The sequence below is a fragment of the Methanobrevibacter thaueri genome (genome assembly GCF_015062915.1).
Lineage (GTDB): Archaea > Methanobacteriota > Methanobacteria > Methanobacteriales > Methanobacteriaceae > Methanocatella > Methanocatella thaueri_B.
On the sequence record NZ_SUTJ01000010.1, the window covers coordinates 20,125 to 38,510 of the forward strand.

Sequence of the window (18,386 nt, forward strand, 5' to 3'; positions counted from 1 at the left end):
TTAAATATGAATTTTACAATTAAAAAATTTCTAATCATTATCAAATAGTTTCTCAATCAAATGATCGCTGGTCCTGTATAAGTCTATTTGAATCATTTCCTGCAATTGTGGCGGTGCAGAGAGAAGTTCCATTGACTGTTTCCATGGCAGGTATGCCTTTTTCGCACCGCAGTCAATGCATTTCTTGATTGTTTGAGGCAACTTTCCATTAGTTGTCTCGGTGAGTATAACTGTAGAGTCCTCCAAACCTTGATTGTTATTGATGGATTCATTTGCTATGATTTCAGCTAAAGAATAATCAATACATTCAGCGTCACCTGTTAAATTATTGATGGTTAATTCATTATTCTTGATGGATAACTTGAAGGCATCTTCCTCCATGAAGAACACCTCACCAACATCAAGTGAGTCGTCAAGAACTTGAGGCAAATCCTCATCATCAGAAAAGTCAACGTCATCATATGGGGAATCCAATGTAACGTATTCAAAGGAAAACTGGTTGTCATCTTCCTTTTCGCCTGCAATCTTTTTCAATAGGCGAATGATTTCCTCATTTTGTTTTTCAATATTCTTATTAATTTTGATTAGCTCGGATAGTTCGGACATGATATATACTATTTGAAATGAAAGTATTAAAATTTTTCACTAAATCGGGAACATGTAATACATTGAATCGCAGAGCCTTGCATCGTTTGCATACCTTTCAAATCCAAGGGAGTATCTCAAGAGAACTGACCTTGGAATGAGAACGTTGTCGCTGTCAGCGTTAAGGACAATGCCGTCCAGATCCTCGCTCAGCACATAGTTGACAAGCATTGCGAGATTGATGACCTGAGCATATTTGAACTTGTCCGTATTGACAAGGCCCATCTTTTCAGCTGATGAGAACATGGTGACGTAAACTCCTCCGACCTTGTCAGTGTACATTCCGGCAACAGGACCTGTCTTTTTAAGGTCAATGATGTCTCCTTCAAGCTCCAGGTCACTTACCATCAGTGCAAGAAGACTTGACTGTGATAGGCTTTCAAAGAGTCTCTCATAATCCCCTACATTATCCCTGTTTGAGATGAACTCTTCCAATTCGCTGTTGTCTATGCCCTTGAAGATGTCATGCAATTCCTCACCGGTATAGGCATCGGTGGTGTAGAAATTGGTCTTTGGAAGGTTTGTAATGGTTAGTATGAACTCCTTTGTAAACAGGTATTTCTCAGAGGCAGGGTTTAAAATGTAGCCTTCAATGTCTGTGGTCTTTAGAATGTTTTGATAAAGTTCAAAGGAATTTTGAAGCAGCTGAACATCATCCTCATGATGGAACTTGTTGAACTCATCGGGATCTGTGAACAGTGCAGTGAGCTTCATGTCATTGTAATCATAGGTTATGAAATTCAGGGTATTGTTTTCCTTTCGAGCCGCAATATATAAGTTTGAGTACCTGAACTCGTTAATCAGCTTTAAAGCCAGATTTTCATTAAGCTGATTGCCATTAGAGTATATATCTTCTATTACAACTCTCAAATGTTTGTGACTAGTCATTGATAGTAGTTTGTTGAAGATGATATTTATACATTAATCAAAAATTAGAATCCTACTGCTCCAATTGTGCAAAATCAAAATAACCCATCGAATCAAGGGTTTCAAGACTCATTTTGAAATGCTTCAAATCATCAGGATATTTGGACAGATACATCAATATGGTTTGCAGTTCCTCTTCAAAGAGGTTGCTTTCATGATATGCCTTAGAGAGGTTGAGATAAACCCTGTAATCATCTGAATTATCCTTAACCAATCTTTTAAAGAAGAATATTGCTTTTTCATAATCATTACTGTCAAGATATTTAATGCCTTCACTAATATCTACTTTTGACCTTAAAAGCTCCTTGAAATCATCTGGAATGAATTTGCTTGTCAGGGAATAGTTTCTCAACCGATTATCTATGAAATAGGTTTTGCAATAGTCACTCTCATACCTCATTCCCCTTCCATGGGTTTGCACTAGGCGCAGGCTTGTCTTGTAGTCATACCATTCGCTGTCAATCATCATCCTTGACTTGACCTGTTTGCTTCCCAAATCAGGATATGGTATCTTATATATTATCTGGAACCTGCACTCATCCCCCGGCAGGTTCACACCCTCATCCATTGACGGTGAAACCAATACCAATGCATCATCACTTTCCCTGAACTCGCTTAGAACTTCAGAGCGGTTTTTGGTATTGTGGGCAATCAACCTATTGCTTTTTACATTGTCAATTATGAATCTCATGCACTCTGCGCTGACCGTATGGATAATGCCCTTCTCATCCTTATGATTATTTAAAATCCCCTCAATCAGCTCCAATGTTTTCGGTGCATTGGATTTGATGTATGATCTTGAAAGATTGTACTTGTTGGAAACGACTATCGGGTTTCTTGTATTGTCAAATGGTGTTTTTCTCCTGATTGCATAGATTTCACTTGGTTTGATTCCAAGCCACTTTGCAAAAAGCTCATAGTCAAGTATTGTTGCACTCATAAAGAGGCACACGTCTGCAAAGTCAAACAATGTGTTTACGGCATAACCGTCAACCTTTATCGGCTTGAACTCCAATACCTCAAACTCCTCATCATAATCAATTATCCAGCTGTCAGGGTCATAGGATATGTTTGAGATGAACCTGTTGCAGTCGTTAATCTTGCGCTTTAAGGCTGAAATCTTTTCAAGTAATTCAGGCTTTGCAATGTTTTCTATTTTGGAGAGCTCCTCAACATAGGAGGATTTGATTTCTTCAATAAACAATACCCAGTCACTGTAGCTTGCCCGGCTAAGGTCTTCTATTGTATCATCCTTCAAATCGTATTTGATGTATTCCTTAAGGTCGCTCTTTGAAAATTCAAGTTTCAGCTGATTCATAAGCATGGACTCGAGATTATGGGCCTCATCGCAGATTAGAAGGTCTCTTCTTGTGAAATCCTCAACGTAATTCAGTTCCAAAAACATGTAATGGTAGTTTGCAATGACCTTAGGGGAGTTCAAGGCAATGAATTTCTGGCGATAATACGGGCATGTGGGAGGGTTTTCGTTCTTGATTGAGTATGGACAGTCAAATCCCTCAACAATGCATTTTCCCTCATCGCATGATTGACAAACTTCATCCTTAGCGTAGCTTTTGCACTTGAAGTTTGATCTTCCTTTAACCAGCTTGAAGTCATTGAAATCCTTGAGGTACTGGTCCTGCAGCTGTTTGGTAATGGTTAGTATATATGATGAGTCATGCATATTGGCTAGTGTTGCTGCTATCGCTGACTTTCCGGTTCCTGTTCCCGCTTCAAGAACGATATACTTGTATCCCTTGCTTATCGCTTCAAGTATTTCGGATATTGTCTCAATCTGCGCTTCCCTGGGATTGTCAAACGGAAAGTGCTTGATTACTTTAGGGTTTACCTTTGAATAGTTGCTGTACTGCCATTGCATAATTCAATCACGAAAAAAAAATCATTATTATGATTAGTATATGATTTCCTATATAATACTTTTAAGGCGAGAGCATTTGGAAACTAATCATAATCACTGACGGATTTGATTAAATTGGACATGTCATCAAAGAGATTGTTTATGTCCTCGTCATCGGACTTGTCGATTGTCAAAACAAGCTCATTTGTCAAGTCATCCAGCTTTGAGGTGATATTCTTCATGATAGTAATCTTTGATTTGATTTCCTCTTCAATTTTCACGGAATACTCATTAGCCAGATTGATCATTGTCAATGCTGAGTCTGCCTGGTGAGTGAACATTTGAGTTGACTTGTCCACAACCCCGATGAATCTGGTGTAGGTCAATTGAGGCGGTTCGAAACGCTTTGCAATCAAATCACGAGTATGCTTTTCCTTAACGTTATACTCCTCAATGAGTCTTTCAATCTGATTCTTATACCCTGAATACAGTTCAGTTCCAACCGGTGTTTCAATTGGCTTTTCAACCACCGGTTTGGTTTTAGGTATTTGTTTTGGCCTTGATATTTCCTTTTCAGGTTTTGGAGTGAAGGGTTTTGTGATTTTATGTACTCCAGTACCGATTAAAAATGCAGGAACCTCAAAGAAGAGTCCGAATAGTATTATTGAAAAGATATTTAGTCCCAAAGGCATGAATGATGCAATAATTGCAAAGAGCATGAATACCAAATGGGAAATAACTTTTGTTTTTGAAAGCACGTATTGGCCAGTTTTTTTGTCCTGCCAGAACAGCAGGAAATGTTTCAAGTCGGTAATGAAACCGTAATCATTATATTCCCGCTTTGCTTTTGATGGTTTTGAAACCAGATTGTGAAGTCCAATTCCCAACAAAAACACTAACGCACCAATTACCGCTCCAAAAAGAAACATCATTGGTGGTGCACCGGCAAGGAATACCATTGATGCAAAAAATATGAATGAAGTAATACCTGCAAGCTTGGATTTTGCAAGCATATAATAACCGTCATAATTCCAATAGAACAGTTTGTGAACCAGTGTTGGATTATCCTCTTTTACAACCACTGCGGTTTGCCTGAATTCACTGCTTCCGCATTTAGGGCAGAATTTTCCTGCCATGTCAACCTCGTTTCCGCATTTAGCACATGTTTTAGTCTTCATCTTCATCAACCAGGAAATCCTCATATGTTAATGTGTTAAGTTCTTCATCTGTTATCTCCTTTTGAGGAGCCAATCTGTTTGCCTGTGCAGTCAACACTTCCTCGAAGAGGTTTCTCACCGCACGGCCGTTTGCAAAGTTTTCAGGCTTATTTTCAACGAGCCTGTCAAAGTATTCCTCCAGATACCTGCAGCCTGCCTTGTCAACCCAGAGATTTGCCTCATCAGCCATCAGTATGAATATGTCATAGAGCTCCTCGGCGGTGTAGTCCTTGAATTCCAGGAACTTGTTGAAACGTGACTCCAAACCCGGATTTGAGTGAAGGAAATCATCCATAAGCTGAGTGTATCCGGCAACAATAACAATGAAATCATCACGATTATCCTCCATTGCCTTAAGTATAGTATCAATCGCTTCACGACCGTAATCGTTTTCGCTTCTTGATGCAAGACTGTATGCCTCATCGATAAAGAGTATTCCGCCCATTGCGGATTGAATCACTTCCTGTGTCTTTATTGCGGTTTGACCGACATATCCTCCCACAAGACCTGACCTGTCGGTTTCAATCAGATGGCCCTTGCTTAAGACACCGATTTGCTTGTAGATTTTTGCAAGCAGTCTTGCAACAGTTGTCTTTCCTGTTCCCGGATTGCCGCTGAATACCAGATGAAGGCTCATTGAAGGCTGCTTTATTCCCCTTGATTCACGAATCTTTCTGATTTGAACAAGATTGATCAATGAGTTAACATCCTTTTTAACGTTTTCAAGACCTATCAACTTGTTTAACTGCTCAAGATAATCCTCAACAGTCTCTTCCTCTTCAACACTTTCCTCTTCCTCTTGAGGCAGGTCCAGTTTAATTGGCTTTTCAGTGATGTTTCCATACTCCTCCTTTAAAAACGCAACGTATTCATTATACTTGTCAAGGACATTAGCGTCTAGCTGGTTGTCCACGGTTATGAAGAATTTTCCGAAAAGCTTGTAGCATTCATAGAGCTCATTTGCGGAGTTGATATTGTTCATGTCAAAGCTTTTTCCAAAGGAATCAAGTTCTGTAAGGCATTTGAATGACAGGAGTTGAGTGGAGTCGAGCTTTAAGTCTGTCAAATCATAAATGTCATCCTTTGTGTAGTTTGCATCAAGAAGGGTGTTTATGAATTCAAGCTCATTGTCTGTTATGACATCATCGCCTAATCCGAGATATGAGAACCATTTGAAAAGATCATCCGTGATTATGCTTTCAAGAGATACGTTCAAGTCACTTATTGACTCGCAGTATGGCTTGAAAATGTTTAACGTATTAACCAGGAACTTCAGTTTAGATAATTCATTAGTCAAATAGTCCATGCCAATTTTTACAACCTCAGAACCGCATGTTGAGCATGTAGTCTGGGAGTTGTCTAGGATTTTTCCGCATTTGTTGCAAACTGTCCACTCTATCATAATAGATTGTATATTGAAATTAAGTAATATAAGTTGTTATAAAAAAAGAATATTGTAGATTTAATCTACAATATGAATGCATAGTCGATTGCCTTTTTGAAGCTTGGATTGTTGTATGTCAATCCGCCATATGCTTCTAGCAATTCGTCACGGCCAATCACATAATCCTCTTCACTTGGATTTATGATGATACCGTCCATGTCGCTTTTAAGGACAAATTCAATGAAATCATCCAGCAAGGCGATTTGATAGTAATAGTTGAGCTCGGAGTCTTCCTCGATGGCGTTCCTGATTTTATCAGGGCTTGTGAATAGAACACCTAACTGGACATCATCGTCACCGGTTGTGCACAATGGAAGAGTGCCGGTTTCATCCAGTGAGATTATGCCGTTTTCAGCATGCTGTGAGAGGTCTTCCTCACTTACAACAGCATCAAGAAGTGTGGCCTTTTGAAGCTCAAGCATAAGTGCCTCAAAATGATTATCACCTTCATTCATGAAGGATATAAGTGATTCGTTAGTGGCATTTTGGGCAATGTTTTGGAGTTGGTCCGGTCCATATCCTTCAAAATCATCCTTGATTTCAATTACTGGATTCAATGGGAGGTTTTCAAGAACTTCCTTTTCAAGGTAGAATTCAAGATTGCCCGGATTTATCACCAATCCGTCAATCTCACTTTCACCCATAAGTTCAATATAGACCCTGATGTCATTGGAAATTGCCTCTAAATCACTGTCCTCACCGTAGTAGTCGATGAATGCATCATCGTCACTGAATACTGGAAGAGCATTGACGCTTTCATCATCTGATGTGAGCACTTCAAAATTGATTGCTTCATCATCAACTATTCCAGGTGCCAGCAAGTTGGAAACGCCTAATTCCTTGATGAAACTGATGAAAACATCCTCTGGAGCCTCTTCATCATTCAGAATATATTTTCCAATCTCATTGATTTTATTCATTAAATAATTGTTTGTTACAAAAGTTCTTTCCATAACTATCACTTATTTTATACATTGGATTTTGATTTATTAATAATTTAAGAGTATTATGCTATATATAAATTGTTACTATAAAGTTATAAGTGTAAATAATATTTTAATAATCTCGTAAACAATGATGTTATTAAGCTTAAATAAAAATTACATACATGGATACATTGAATGAAGATGAAATATGGGCCATCATTGGCTTTATCAAAGTTTCACAGACCAGATACCAGACTCTTAAGGCACTTGAAAACGAATATCTCATGCCGACTGAAATCTCCAAAAGAACCAACATCAGAACAACACAGATTTCAAATGCACTGCATGACTTAAAGGAAAAGAATCTGGTGGTGTGCAGGAACGAGGATGCCCGCAAGGGTAGGATTTACCAGCACACCGAACTAGGGTCAAAGATATTGAAACTGATAGACAATAACGGTTAGCATTCCATCATGAACAAATGGAAAATGCCTGAATTCAACCGGGAATCATCACAGGTTTTCTCAAGCAGTGATGAGTACTCCAAAAGAACATCACGATTCAGTATGATGTTTTCCAAACCTGGATTAATTATTATTCCATCCATATCCTCATTCAACACGAAATTGGTCATGAAAGAGAAGTTAATTATCTGATAATAATTGTTCATGCCTGTTTCAACATGCTCCATCTTTTTTTGTGAAGTGTAAGCGGTAGCGTATTTTCCCCCAATCTTATCCTTATAAAGTGTGGAGGGATTGTCCGGATCTTCAATTTTAATTACACCGTCAACTGCAGAGCCACTCATGTCCTCTCTTGACACCATAAGTGTGAGAAGAACGGATTTTGATATGCACTCGAAAAGCTCCTCATACTTTCCGATGTTTGAAGGGTCGGATATGAAGCGCTCAAGGCTTGTGTTGTCAATTGAGTCCCTGATTTTGATAAGCTCCTCTGTGCTGTATCCGTCATCCGAATTGTAATCGAATTTCGGCAAGTCGGATATATATGAAAAGAGGTCCTTTTTCATGAGAAATGATTCTGTGCCAGGATTTATGATAAATCCGTCAATAAAATTCCCTTCAACCATGCTCTTGTATACTTCAAAGACAAATGGTTGAGATCCGCTCTCATCATCACTGAATGTCTTTCTAAACTCATCCATATCAGTGAACAATACTCCATAGTCCTTGCCTTCATCCTCAAATCCCTGAAAGTCTAATCCATCTGCTGACATATCAGCTGCAATGATCAAGTATGAATGCTTCAGTTCATTGATGAATCTTTCAAAGACCTCATCGGGAGTGTTCTCATAACTGTAGCTTAAAAGTTCCTCAATTGTTTTTCTTAGATTATCATGTCTGATGAATGGTTTATACATGTTAATTTACCTCGTGGCGTTTGATTTTATTATCTGATTAGTGTTTTTTCACAGAAAACGCAGACTCTTTTTAATGGGACAACCCTTCCGCAATATGGGCATTTAATTGTTTTAGGCTTTTTCCTTTCATTCAAGGAGTTTGCGGAAGATTGGGATAATGCGCCAGACTTGTATGGCACATAATCGCTTCCTGCGTAATAGCCTCCTCTGGCCATCTATAATGCGCTCCTGATATTGACCGCTTTGGTTGATTCCCTGTTCTTGGACTTGTCAAAGCTTTTCTCAGTGTAGAAAGATACGTATTCCCCTACATTGAGATTATCCCCCTTATATTCGAACACATTGAAGTATAGTGATTCATGACTGTCTGATGTGATGAATCCTGACTTTCCATGTTCAAATATTTTGGTTATTGTACCGTACTGGAGTTGCTGGTCCTTGAACTTGTACTCTGACCAGTATTTCTTAAGCTCGCTTTCCAATGCGCGCTTGTCAAGGTTATCCTCATCAATATCCAATTCCTCAATCTCATCAGGAATAGGCTTGTCGTTTTCAAGCTTGATTGCGTAGAAGAGTTCAGCATGTTTCAATGCCAATTCAGGTTCAATGTCCTTCAAGATCTTATATGCAAGATAGTAAAGGTTTACCTTGATGAGGCTAGGGTCTCTTGTAAGAACTGCAGGGCCAATATAGTCCATTGCCTTTTCATTCTCACCTAAAAGATAGTAGTTTTCGGCAATCTCCTTTTGAACGAACCAGTCCTTCTTGACCTTGGCAACCTTTTCCAGGTATTCGAAAGCCTCTTCGCTTCTGGAAAGTTCCCTTAGGGACTTGGCTATTCTCCAATTATACCAGACGTCACTGTTGCTTGTAAACACGGTCAATGATTCAAGGGCTTCCTTTGATGTTTCAATGCATTTTTCAAATTCATCGCATTCAAAATAGGTCTTTGTGGCATAATCATAGTATTTCTCCTTCTTGGACCTGTAAACCCTTTCCTCGGTTTCAAACCTTTTCTCATCCAGGAGTTTCGGGTCAATCTTGTCAAGCCATGCAAGAAGGTTGTAGTAGTCCTTGTCCATGTAAAGATGGTCCAATACCTTGAAGACTGATTGTGTGTATGCACATACAGGCTTCTCGTTCAAATCGTCCTGATTGATGAGTTCGGTGACGAGTTCTGCTGACTCGAAGAGTTTGTCCTCATCGTATCCGTCCTTGATGTAGAGTTGGTATAGTGACCAGCAGTAAAAAATTTTATCCCAGTCGTTTAAGACTTCAGGATTCTCATTATAATGTTTTTCATAAATAGACAAAGCTTCTTCGTAATTCTTATCTTTGTAAAGTTTTTTTGCTTCCATTAATTCTTTTCTAATCTCTTTGGTCATGGTTGAACCTCCCTAAATAATGTTGGTACATTATTATTAGATGGTGGTTGTATTTAAATTTGTTGTTAATTGTGTGTAATATATACTCAACATTAATAGTGAAATTTAAAAATTAACGTATGATAGAAAAGAAAAGATACGTTAAATTCTTATTTTTCTATTTAAAAAGAATATTATTCTTTATATTAATAAAAAAAAGTATATATCAAATAAAATCAAATATACTAAATAATCAAATCCTTGATCCAGATGGAGGTGGTATTATTCGTGATACAATAATATTGCCGATGTTAGGATTTAAAACATGTGTTTTAATGAATACTACATTTGGCATATTTATTCATTCAAATGGAGGAATCCTTATGAGTTTCCAAAAGAAATTTTGGACCGGAATGCTCATAATAACCATCATTTCGTGGTGTTTTGCATTCCATATCATATGGATTGTTTATAAATAATCCAATCCAATATTGATTTCTCCTTTAAATCATAGGAATCTTCGAATTTTATGAGGATTGTTTTCAATGGCCTTAATTGACCATATTTGGATTTGTTTAATCATAAAAGACACTTCCTATGGTTTATAAATACAAAATGAAAAACTTTATATATTGTTTGCTTCATATTTACAATCAGAGTTTATAATCCACATATTTTGGATTTCAAATTCTAACATTTGAATGAATAAATTTTTCAACACCTAATGTATCACAATATGTTTTTACATATTTTAGGTATTGAAATGACTATTTGTGAATCCATTTGATTCACAAATCAATAGTCATGCTATTTTTGTTAATTAGTCTTTAAGTAACTACTAATATTTTCCTAAAATTGATAAACTTTTTTAAAAATTCACAAATGAGAATATGAACCGTATTATGTATATTCTGACCTAAAATATACGTAAAAATAAGTGCGGATAACGGTTATTAATCCTCAACCTCATGGCCACAGTTGGAGCAGAACTGTGAGTCCCCGTCAAGCTTCTCACCGCAATTGGTGCAGTACCTATCGTCACTGTAAATCAGGGCCTTTCTGAGTTCAAGCTCCTCTTCTGAAATCAGTCCCCTCTCAAAGAGATTGTACAGGTCAAGAAGATCATCAAACTCGTCACGGTTCTGGTTGTCTATGTTGTCCTCAAGTATCTCCTTTAACGGTATGGCCTTGGCCTCATTGATTTCAAAGACGAACTCATCATCATAGGTGTCTATTGTAATCTTGTTTTTTGACCATCCACCCTGTGATATGTTGATTTCAACCATTTCAGAGTAGAGGAGTTTTTCATTGCTTTTCTCTATTGTGACACCGTCATGCTCAAGCAGCATGTCGCTTCCAACCCATTCATCCCCTTGAAGAATGTTTATCCATACCTTTTCCTGCTTGAAGATGCTTTCCTTTTCCTTATGTATTTTGGCCTGCTTCAGATTGATTGAGTCTATGGAATCTTCAAATTCTTCAATTATCTCCGGGGTTATCTCATCGTTTTTGATTTCAAGCTTTTTTGATTTTAGGAATTTTAAAAAGAGCTTGTTCGGTGACCCCAATGGTGTAATCAAATCATAGTCTTCCAAAAGATCCATGTTTTGATTGTAGGTATCGTTTGAAGAATTTTTAAAAAAATTTTTAAGTTCCATGGTAATAGTTAGTTTTTTCAGATAAATATACTATTGCATAATGAAAAAAATTATAAAATTGAACAAAATGATAAAAAAATAATTATGTTTTAGATATCATTTGCATAAGTGAATGTACAGTTTTTGTCACTTGCCAAAAAAGTGGTCATGGGATTGCATGGAAGATGCAACCTGCATGATTATAGTTCAAAGTTAAAGCTGACAGTAGTGAATTTCATTCCGCTGTCACGGATTTTCTTGGATTTGATGTCCACATTGCCGTATTCCTTTAAAAAAGTGTTGATTTCACCTGAAACCTCATGGTAGTTTTTCCTGTCATAGACCCTGTAGTTTCCCATGAACTTTACCTTATCCTTGGTTTTCAGGATATTCACCTGGTCCATCCTGTATGATTCGTTGTTTTTCTCTAAAACAGAGTTGACTTTGGCAACTATTTCCTCTTTGATTTTATTTTTTTCCTCATCACTGATCATGATATTATCTCCCGCTTTGAATTGAACAAGTAGTTATTACTATGTTTAATCTGTAAGTAATTATAATTAATGCAAAAATGAGTGATTCTTAAAAAAATTAGTAGTTATTAAAGTGATTATACCAAATCCATTTAAGTAATTATACGAATTTCATTTAAGTGATTATACCAAATCCATTTAAGTAATTATACGAATTTCATTTAAGTGATTATCCACTTTTTACTTAAGTGATTATACGCATTTCATTTAAGTGATTTTACACGTTAATAAATAAAATTAAAAAAAAGAGTGAGTAATTATCAATTACCCGTAGTTTTCGCCGACCCAACCCATGTTAACTCCATTGATTGCGCCGCAGTATTCGCATACATCTGTATCGTCGTCGTTCATCTCACCGCAATAATCGCATTCCCACATGTCATCACCTCATTCATAGTCGTCGGGATCAACATATCCCAGCTCTTCGGCATCGTCGAAGTCAAGCATGTCGTCTCCAAAGTCATCAATCTCGTATATGTCCCAGTCTGGACTGTCTGATAAGTCAGAACCGCATTCAGCACATGTGACCCTTTCGGGACTGTTCAAGTGTCCGCATACTCCGCATGTTATCATGTTATCACCTTGATATTAGAATGCTTTCAAGTAGTATATTAATGTTTTGATGACTGGTTTAAAAAAAGAGTATGGGTAAAATTTTTAAAAAAAAAGAAGTGTTAGGGAAGTGTAATCCCTAACGTTTTACCTTAGCTGTTCTTTTGACAGTGTTTTTAAGGTAGGTCACTTGATATTTGACCTTTTTGCCTTTTTTGAGCTTTTTGAGAACTTTCTTTTTAATGGTTACTTTAGCAACACCCTTCTTGCTGGTTTTAGCGGTGTACTTTTTGCCCTTGAATTTGAAAGTTACCTTTTTGCCCTTGACCGCTTTCTTGCCGTTTTTCAAGGTAGCCTTGAGGACAAGCTTTTTGGCGGATCTTTTGACCTTAACCTTCTTGAGCTTCAAGTTCTGTTTCACTTTAACAGTGTTCTTGACTGTTTTGCCCTTGTAGGTTGCAGTGATTGTGTACTTGCCGACCTTTGCGGTTTTTGGTATTTTAAGTTTGGCAATTCCGTTCTTATCGGTTTTGACCTTGTAGGTTTTCTTGTTGAATTTGATTACAACAATCTGACCTGCTCCAACAGCCTTACCGTTATCTCCAATGGCCTTTACCTTATATGAGGTTCCGTCAAAGTAGTACATGTTGACATTTGCGTTTTGAATCAGCCTGTTTACAATAGTGATTTTCTTGACTGCAACATCTCCATTGATTGTGGTTGCTGTAATGTCATATTTTCCAACATTAAGGGAGAGTGTTACTTTAGCAGTACCGTTTGCATCGGTTGTGACATTGTAGGTTTTGCCGTTAACGGTAAATGTGATTACAACACCGCTTTCAGCATTGCCCTTATCGTCAATGAGTTTCACCTGATAATCAACAGTCTTTGACCAGCCGTAGCTTGCATCGGAAGCAACGATGGTGAGTTTTTCAACTGTAATTGTCTTGTTGAGAGACATTGGCATGTAGTTCTTGTCACCAATGTATGAAACGCTTGCAGTATAATTGCCATAAGTCATGTTTTCAAGATTGAAGATTGCCTGACCCTCTTTTAGTGTTTGATTGAAGGTTTTTCCTGAAATGTTCAGGGTAATGTTTCCTGTAGCAGTACTTGGAACGGTCACAATAACAGTCTTTCCAACCACATCAACGTCAAAGAGATACTCTTCAGCTTTTAGGATGTTGAACTTGATTGTATCATTTGCACCGATTATGTACTCACTTCCATCGTTGGCTACAAATGCTGTGTATTCTCCTGCATCAAAGTTGGACAGGTTTAGTGTGAATGCATCTGTAATGATATTCAATACAACAGCATCTTTATCGTCTTTAATTGTAATCTCGAATTCTGTTGCATAGTCATCGTAGAATTTGAGGACGATGTTCTCTCCATAGGTCACATTGCCTAAGGATTCAATGTGGATGTTTGACTGTCCCTTATATACTTCAAATGTTGCGTTTTGAATGATGTTTACATATCTATCATCATCAAATGTTGCATTTACGCTGTAATTGCCCGGAATCAATTCTAAGTCGTCATCAAAGTATCCGACACCGTCTTCCACTTCAATATCAAATTTTGTTCCGTTAATGTTGATATGGTATATGCCGTCAACATCAGCATACATGTATATGAAAACGTCCCTGCCATAGTCAACATTATCCACATGGATTTCAACATTGTTGTCGGCAGTGACGTTGAAACCAACTGAATCACTGCTTGATGCAATGTTCTCATTACCCAAATTGATTACAGTTAGGATGTATGTGCCGACATCCAATTCTGGAAGCTGATATGTATCGCCGTCAATAATTGTACTGTTTATAGTCTCATTTGTCTTGTTATTCTTGATTGTAATGTTATATTGGGCAGGATGGTCATCGTATATATAGATTGTGACTATATCATAAACGGTCACATTTTCAAGATTATAGATTATGGCAACGTTTGATTTTACTTTCAATACGTTGAATGTTGCATTTGCCGGTTTAGTGTCATAATTTTCAATGTCTGATGTTACTTTAACTGAATATTTACCGATATTCAATGAGGATAATGTAGCACTGCCAGTGCCGTTTACAACATTCAAAGTTACCTCTTTTACAGTTCCTTCTGTTGAATTCGTAACTATCAACTTGTATTCTCCGTCACCATCAGCCCTGACGGTTATGGTTATGTTTTGACCGTGTTCAACATCTTCAACATCGATTTTGACATTGTTTTCCTTTTTATGGATAGTAAATGTTTTATTAACATAGACTCCAACTCTTCCTCCATCTCCAAGGTCATATATTAATAGACTATAATTTCCAGCACCCAATGTCGGAAGGACCATATAGTGATTGGAAGTTGTTTGATTGAATATGTTATTGCCGTGCCTTTCGACTTCAACCCTATATGAATTGGTGCTGCCTTTGAATGTTACATTAATGTTATCACCGAACTGGAGATTATCACTTATCGGATCTACTTCAATATGTGCAGCTATCTTTTTGATTATAAAGAGCTTGGAATCCTTGCTTGGGTAGTGCTGACTGTCACCGGAACTATATACAGTGATATTGTATGTACCAGCAAACAATCCTACAGTATAATTCTTATTATCAGTGTAACCATCAATAAGAATTGCACCTGAGCTTGCGTTGGTTATGACAACCCTGACGGAATCGTAGTCACCTATGAATGGAATGGTACAGTTATCGAATTCAAATTCCTCCTCATCAGTAATGTTGATAGTTACTGGGTTTGAAGAAGGTTGTCTTTTGAGAGTGAAACTTCCCTCAATTTCTTTTCCAGGTAAAGTGACACCATAATAGTTGTCATCTGCATGATATGCCTTGTAGGTGTAGTTTCCGTCTTCAAGTTCATAGTAGTCATATTTTGCCTGACCTGAAGCGTTGGTCATCACTTCGGCCTTTTTGACAAGAGTGCCGTTTTTAAAGATATCAATTGTAACGTAAATGCCGGTTATGTTTTCTGTTTTGACAGGGTCATTTCCTGTAACCACAATTCCATTCCAGTAGGTCACGTTTTCAAATTTTATGACATGGTCAGCACGAATCGCATTGATATAGTTGTTTTCACCGGTTAAAGTGAATATCAATGGATTATCAGCATTTTGAGTTAAAGTTGGATAAACTGCCTTGTTGTTCAGGAATTTTGAATTACGGATTGTTGCATTTTCACCTTCCCAATTGATGGCTGCTCCACCATAACTCGCTTGAGCATTATTATATTCGAAAATACAGTAATCAATAATGGCATTTTCACCTGAACCCCTTATTGCACCCCCACGAGAAGATGCAGTGTTGTTTAAAAATTCACAATTGAGAATTCTAAGTGAAGTCGCAGTAGTATAGATTGCACCACCATCTTGACCATAGTTAAAGTAGAATCTTGAATTGTTAACGAGTGTATTTGGAGTTGTTAAATTTAATGCTCCTGACCAAGTTCCACTATTATGTGTGAATGTACAATTGTCCACTATGGTATTGTTTCCTCCTTCAGAAGTAACGGCACAATCAGTGGCATTTGTAATGATACAGTTTGAAATCAGAGTATTGTTTGCATTTTTAATCTCAATTACATTATTTGTATATATTGTAGGATTACCATCATCATCATAAGGCTCACCTTCATGGGAACCTCCAATGAGGGTGAGATTATTTATGACTACATTATCAGAAAGTATCTGGAAGATTGATGATTGTCCTTTGGAATCGATTGTAAAGCCGTTACCGTTGATTGTCAGTGGCTTGTCGATTACAATTCCATCGCGTATTGTGTCTGCGCCTATACCGTATGTGTAGTCACGTGTCAAATTAAGGGTTGTACCACTTTCAGTGTCATTAATCAATTCCTGTAATGTACCGAAATCGCCTTGTACACGAATATTAAGTTTTATTTCAAATAAAATCACTTTTGCAGTAATTTCATAGTCCCCTGAATCGGTAGGTGTGAATACAATTGTAGCATTATTGTCTCCTAACTTATGGAAAGTGAAATTAGCAGCCTTATTTGCCTTAAAGGTTGCATTCCAGTTGATTATTTTACCTGCTGGATAACCTGCACCATCTACAAATTTCAAAATCAAAGTAGCATCATAAAATTTAGGAGGATTATCCCTGTCCATTGTTTCAAATACGATTTTTAAAGGATCTGAATCTGAAATCTTGGAGTTACTTCCAATCTTGTGCCATTCGATAAGACGGTCCTGGCTGAAGTCAGGGTTGTTGGTTGCCCACCAGTTGTTTTTCACTGTCTGGTAATAACCGCAGTTATACACATCCTGACCCTCATGAGCTTGGTTATTACTGAAAACATTATTGATTAATGATATTTTGGAACTGGATGAGTCAACGTATATTGCACCTCCACAACCGGTTTTGCCGTCCTTATGCATTGCACGGTTGTCTGTGAAGTAACATGTGTCGAAAGTCATGTCGACCTTATTGTTGATGTAGATTGCACCACCATACTGAGCCCTATTCCAAATGAAAACGGCTCCCTTACAATCATTGATGAATTTAGTGGTATATATTGCTCCACCCTTGTTTGCATATGTGGGATTTGAGTCATAAACATAGTTGCCTAGGAAATAGCAAGGATCGTAACCCATTTGTATTCCGTCGTTTGCGTAAATTGCTCCTCCATCATCATAAGCGAAATTGTCCTGGAATCTGGACCCGTCGACATAAATTTCCTTGGTGGTGTAGATTGCTCCACCTCTAAATGGTTTGGAGGTTTGCTCATCATCATCTAAACTACCCGCATGGTTTGCTGTGAAATTTGAATCAGAGACATATAATTCACTGCCCACATTGTAGATGGCACCGCCCATAGCGTTTGAATATGGTCCCTGTGCATTATTATTCTTGAAATTGCAGCTTGTAATATCTAACTTATTATCATTATTATTAATATAGATTGCACCACCACTTCTTCCAAAATTGCCAGTGAAATCTGTATTTTCAATCTTTTTTAAATTCTTATCAACATATATCGCACCACCATACTTGTTAAAGGCTTCATTGTGATCAAAAGTACAGTTGACAATAGTGAATTCCTTGGCTTTGGAATATATCGCACCACCATAATGTTTTGCCTTATTCCTTTCAAAATTAGATCCTACAATACTTAATTTGGAGTCATCACCGACCCAAATTGCTCCACCGTCATCATCCTTCCAGGTATTGTCAGCCCACACACTGTTTTTAATGAATGTACAGTTGATGATTTCCAATTCACCGTTTTTTTCATCTGGGTCAAAATATATTGCTCCACCCTTACAATCGGCAGTGTTGGATTCAAAAGTACAGTTGATTAATGTATAATGGATATTACGTGCTTCTGATTCTACCAAAATGGCCCCACCATTCTTATTAGAATTTGCATTCTTGAATATCAGGTTTTTGATTGTAACATGAATGTAGTTAGACCTATCATTATCTGTTTGGAAAATTCCAGTATGGCCCTTTGCATCGATTGTGTAACCTTTTCCATCAATAGTGATAGTATTGAATATATTTATTTGAGAATCCCCACTTTGAGCTGTATAATTCATATCAAATTCAAATTTATCAGCCCCATTAAATTTTTCATTCAAATACCCAAAAGTTCCTTTCTCATATTCCTCAGACAAGGTATCCTCGTCATTTACTTGTGTTTCAACCTCAACATTTTCATCTACGGTTAAAACATCACTTGCATCATCAGTCAATGCCGTTTCATTTTCAGAAGCACTAACAAACGTTAGGCTCATTAAAATGAACATGATCAAACTGACGATAAAAATCTTTTTTCTCAAATTCATTATAACACCAAATATTTTCTACATTCATAATTATGTAAAAACAAATATATATAATTATTAAATAATTCAGAAAATTAACAAATAATT

14 protein-coding genes are annotated in these 18,386 nt (G+C 37.2%); 1 reads left to right on the top strand and 13 read right to left on the bottom strand.

Annotation, left to right across the window (positions count from 1 at the left end; all coding sequences use genetic code 11):
- Positions 1–30: 30 nt before the first annotated feature.
- The 6 genes from E7Z78_RS07285 to E7Z78_RS07310 all read right to left on the bottom strand — a co-directional run bounded on the left by E7Z78_RS07285 (position 31) and on the right by E7Z78_RS07310 (position 7,044).
- Complete coding sequence (locus tag E7Z78_RS07285; RefSeq protein WP_303724502.1) at positions 31–606, bottom strand: hypothetical protein; 576 nt, start codon at positions 604–606, stop codon at positions 31–33.
- Positions 607–645: 39 nt separating this feature from the next.
- The gene (locus tag E7Z78_RS07290) at positions 646–1,533 is read right to left on the bottom strand and encodes an SseB family protein (protein ID WP_303724503.1); all 888 of its coding nucleotides are present in this window, start codon (positions 1,531–1,533) and stop codon (positions 646–648) included.
- A gap of 52 nt (positions 1,534–1,585) precedes the next feature.
- Entirely contained in the window at positions 1,586–3,451 is a 1,866-nt protein-coding gene (locus E7Z78_RS07295) for a helicase C-terminal domain-containing protein (protein WP_303724504.1), read from the bottom strand.
- A gap of 83 nt (positions 3,452–3,534) precedes the next feature.
- The gene (locus E7Z78_RS07300) at positions 3,535–4,608 is read right to left on the bottom strand and encodes a hypothetical protein (protein WP_303724505.1); all 1,074 of its coding nucleotides are present in this window, start codon (positions 4,606–4,608) and stop codon (positions 3,535–3,537) included.
- Complete coding sequence (locus E7Z78_RS07305) at positions 4,598–6,049, bottom strand: AAA family ATPase (protein ID WP_303724506.1); 1,452 nt, start codon at positions 6,047–6,049, stop codon at positions 4,598–4,600. The genes E7Z78_RS07300 and E7Z78_RS07305 overlap by 11 nt, the downstream gene beginning before the upstream one ends.
- 65 nt (positions 6,050–6,114) lie before the next feature.
- On the bottom strand, positions 6,115–7,044 hold the full coding sequence (locus E7Z78_RS07310; RefSeq protein ID WP_303724507.1) for an SseB family protein: 930 nt from the start codon (positions 7,042–7,044) through the stop codon (positions 6,115–6,117).
- A 155-nt stretch (positions 7,045–7,199) separates the two neighbouring features.
- Here E7Z78_RS07310 and E7Z78_RS07315 point away from each other — a divergent pair, with 155 nt between their 5' ends.
- The gene (locus E7Z78_RS07315) at positions 7,200–7,481 is read left to right on the top strand and encodes a helix-turn-helix domain-containing protein (protein ID WP_303724508.1); all 282 of its coding nucleotides are present in this window, start codon (positions 7,200–7,202) and stop codon (positions 7,479–7,481) included.
- Here E7Z78_RS07315 and E7Z78_RS07320 read toward each other — a convergent pair.
- From E7Z78_RS07320 to E7Z78_RS07350, 7 genes are all read right to left on the bottom strand, one after another.
- Positions 7,478–8,398: an SseB family protein gene (locus E7Z78_RS07320; protein ID WP_303724509.1), complete on the bottom strand. Its 921-nt coding sequence runs from the start codon at positions 8,396–8,398 to the stop codon at positions 7,478–7,480. The genes E7Z78_RS07315 and E7Z78_RS07320 overlap by 4 nt on opposite strands.
- A 29-nt stretch (positions 8,399–8,427) precedes the next feature.
- Entirely contained in the window at positions 8,428–8,613 is a 186-nt protein-coding gene (locus E7Z78_RS07325; protein WP_303724510.1) for a hypothetical protein, read from the bottom strand.
- Positions 8,614–9,783, bottom strand: a complete 1,170-nt coding sequence (locus E7Z78_RS07330; RefSeq protein WP_303724511.1) for a hypothetical protein — start codon at positions 9,781–9,783, stop codon at positions 8,614–8,616.
- A gap of 932 nt (positions 9,784–10,715) precedes the next feature.
- On the bottom strand, positions 10,716–11,420 hold the full coding sequence (locus tag E7Z78_RS07335; RefSeq protein ID WP_303724512.1) for a zinc ribbon domain-containing protein: 705 nt from the start codon (positions 11,418–11,420) through the stop codon (positions 10,716–10,718).
- A 179-nt stretch (positions 11,421–11,599) separates the two neighbouring features.
- Positions 11,600–11,893 carry a hypothetical protein gene (locus E7Z78_RS07340; protein WP_303724513.1) on the bottom strand — a complete coding sequence of 98 codons (294 nt, stop codon included), beginning with the start codon at positions 11,891–11,893 and terminating at the stop codon, positions 11,600–11,602.
- A 426-nt stretch (positions 11,894–12,319) separates the two neighbouring features.
- On the bottom strand, positions 12,320–12,505 hold the full coding sequence (locus E7Z78_RS07345; RefSeq protein WP_303724514.1) for a hypothetical protein: 186 nt from the start codon (positions 12,503–12,505) through the stop codon (positions 12,320–12,322).
- Between the two features lie 118 nt (positions 12,506–12,623).
- Positions 12,624–18,299 carry a right-handed parallel beta-helix repeat-containing protein gene (locus tag E7Z78_RS07350; protein ID WP_303724515.1) on the bottom strand — a complete coding sequence of 1,892 codons (5,676 nt, stop codon included), beginning with the start codon at positions 18,297–18,299 and terminating at the stop codon, positions 12,624–12,626.
- Positions 18,300–18,386: the final 87 nt, after the last annotated feature.

Bases quoted from the DNA above. Each gene is read 5' to 3' on its own strand.
- E7Z78_RS07285 (WP_303724502.1), bottom strand. From the start codon at position 606: ATGTCCGAACTATCCGAGCTAATCAAAATTAATAAGAATATTGAAAAA.
- E7Z78_RS07290 (WP_303724503.1), bottom strand. From the start codon at position 1,533: ATGACTAGTCACAAACATTTGAGAGTTGTAATAGAAGATATATACTCT.
- E7Z78_RS07295 (WP_303724504.1), bottom strand. From the start codon at position 3,451: ATGCAATGGCAGTACAGCAACTATTCAAAGGTAAACCCTAAAGTAATC.
- E7Z78_RS07300 (WP_303724505.1), bottom strand. From the start codon at position 4,608: ATGAAGACTAAAACATGTGCTAAATGCGGAAACGAGGTTGACATGGCA.
- E7Z78_RS07305 (WP_303724506.1), bottom strand. From the start codon at position 6,049: ATGATAGAGTGGACAGTTTGCAACAAATGCGGAAAAATCCTAGACAAC.
- E7Z78_RS07310 (WP_303724507.1), bottom strand. From the start codon at position 7,044: ATGGAAAGAACTTTTGTAACAAACAATTATTTAATGAATAAAATCAAT.
- E7Z78_RS07315 (WP_303724508.1), top strand. From the start codon at position 7,200: ATGGATACATTGAATGAAGATGAAATATGGGCCATCATTGGCTTTATC.
- E7Z78_RS07320 (WP_303724509.1), bottom strand. From the start codon at position 8,398: ATGTATAAACCATTCATCAGACATGATAATCTAAGAAAAACAATTGAG.
- E7Z78_RS07325 (WP_303724510.1), bottom strand. From the start codon at position 8,613: ATGGCCAGAGGAGGCTATTACGCAGGAAGCGATTATGTGCCATACAAG.
- E7Z78_RS07330 (WP_303724511.1), bottom strand. From the start codon at position 9,783: ATGACCAAAGAGATTAGAAAAGAATTAATGGAAGCAAAAAAACTTTAC.
- E7Z78_RS07335 (WP_303724512.1), bottom strand. From the start codon at position 11,420: ATGGAACTTAAAAATTTTTTTAAAAATTCTTCAAACGATACCTACAAT.
- E7Z78_RS07340 (WP_303724513.1), bottom strand. From the start codon at position 11,893: ATGATCAGTGATGAGGAAAAAAATAAAATCAAAGAGGAAATAGTTGCC.
- E7Z78_RS07345 (WP_303724514.1), bottom strand. From the start codon at position 12,505: ATGATAACATGCGGAGTATGCGGACACTTGAACAGTCCCGAAAGGGTC.
- E7Z78_RS07350 (WP_303724515.1), bottom strand. From the start codon at position 18,299: ATGAATTTGAGAAAAAAGATTTTTATCGTCAGTTTGATCATGTTCATT.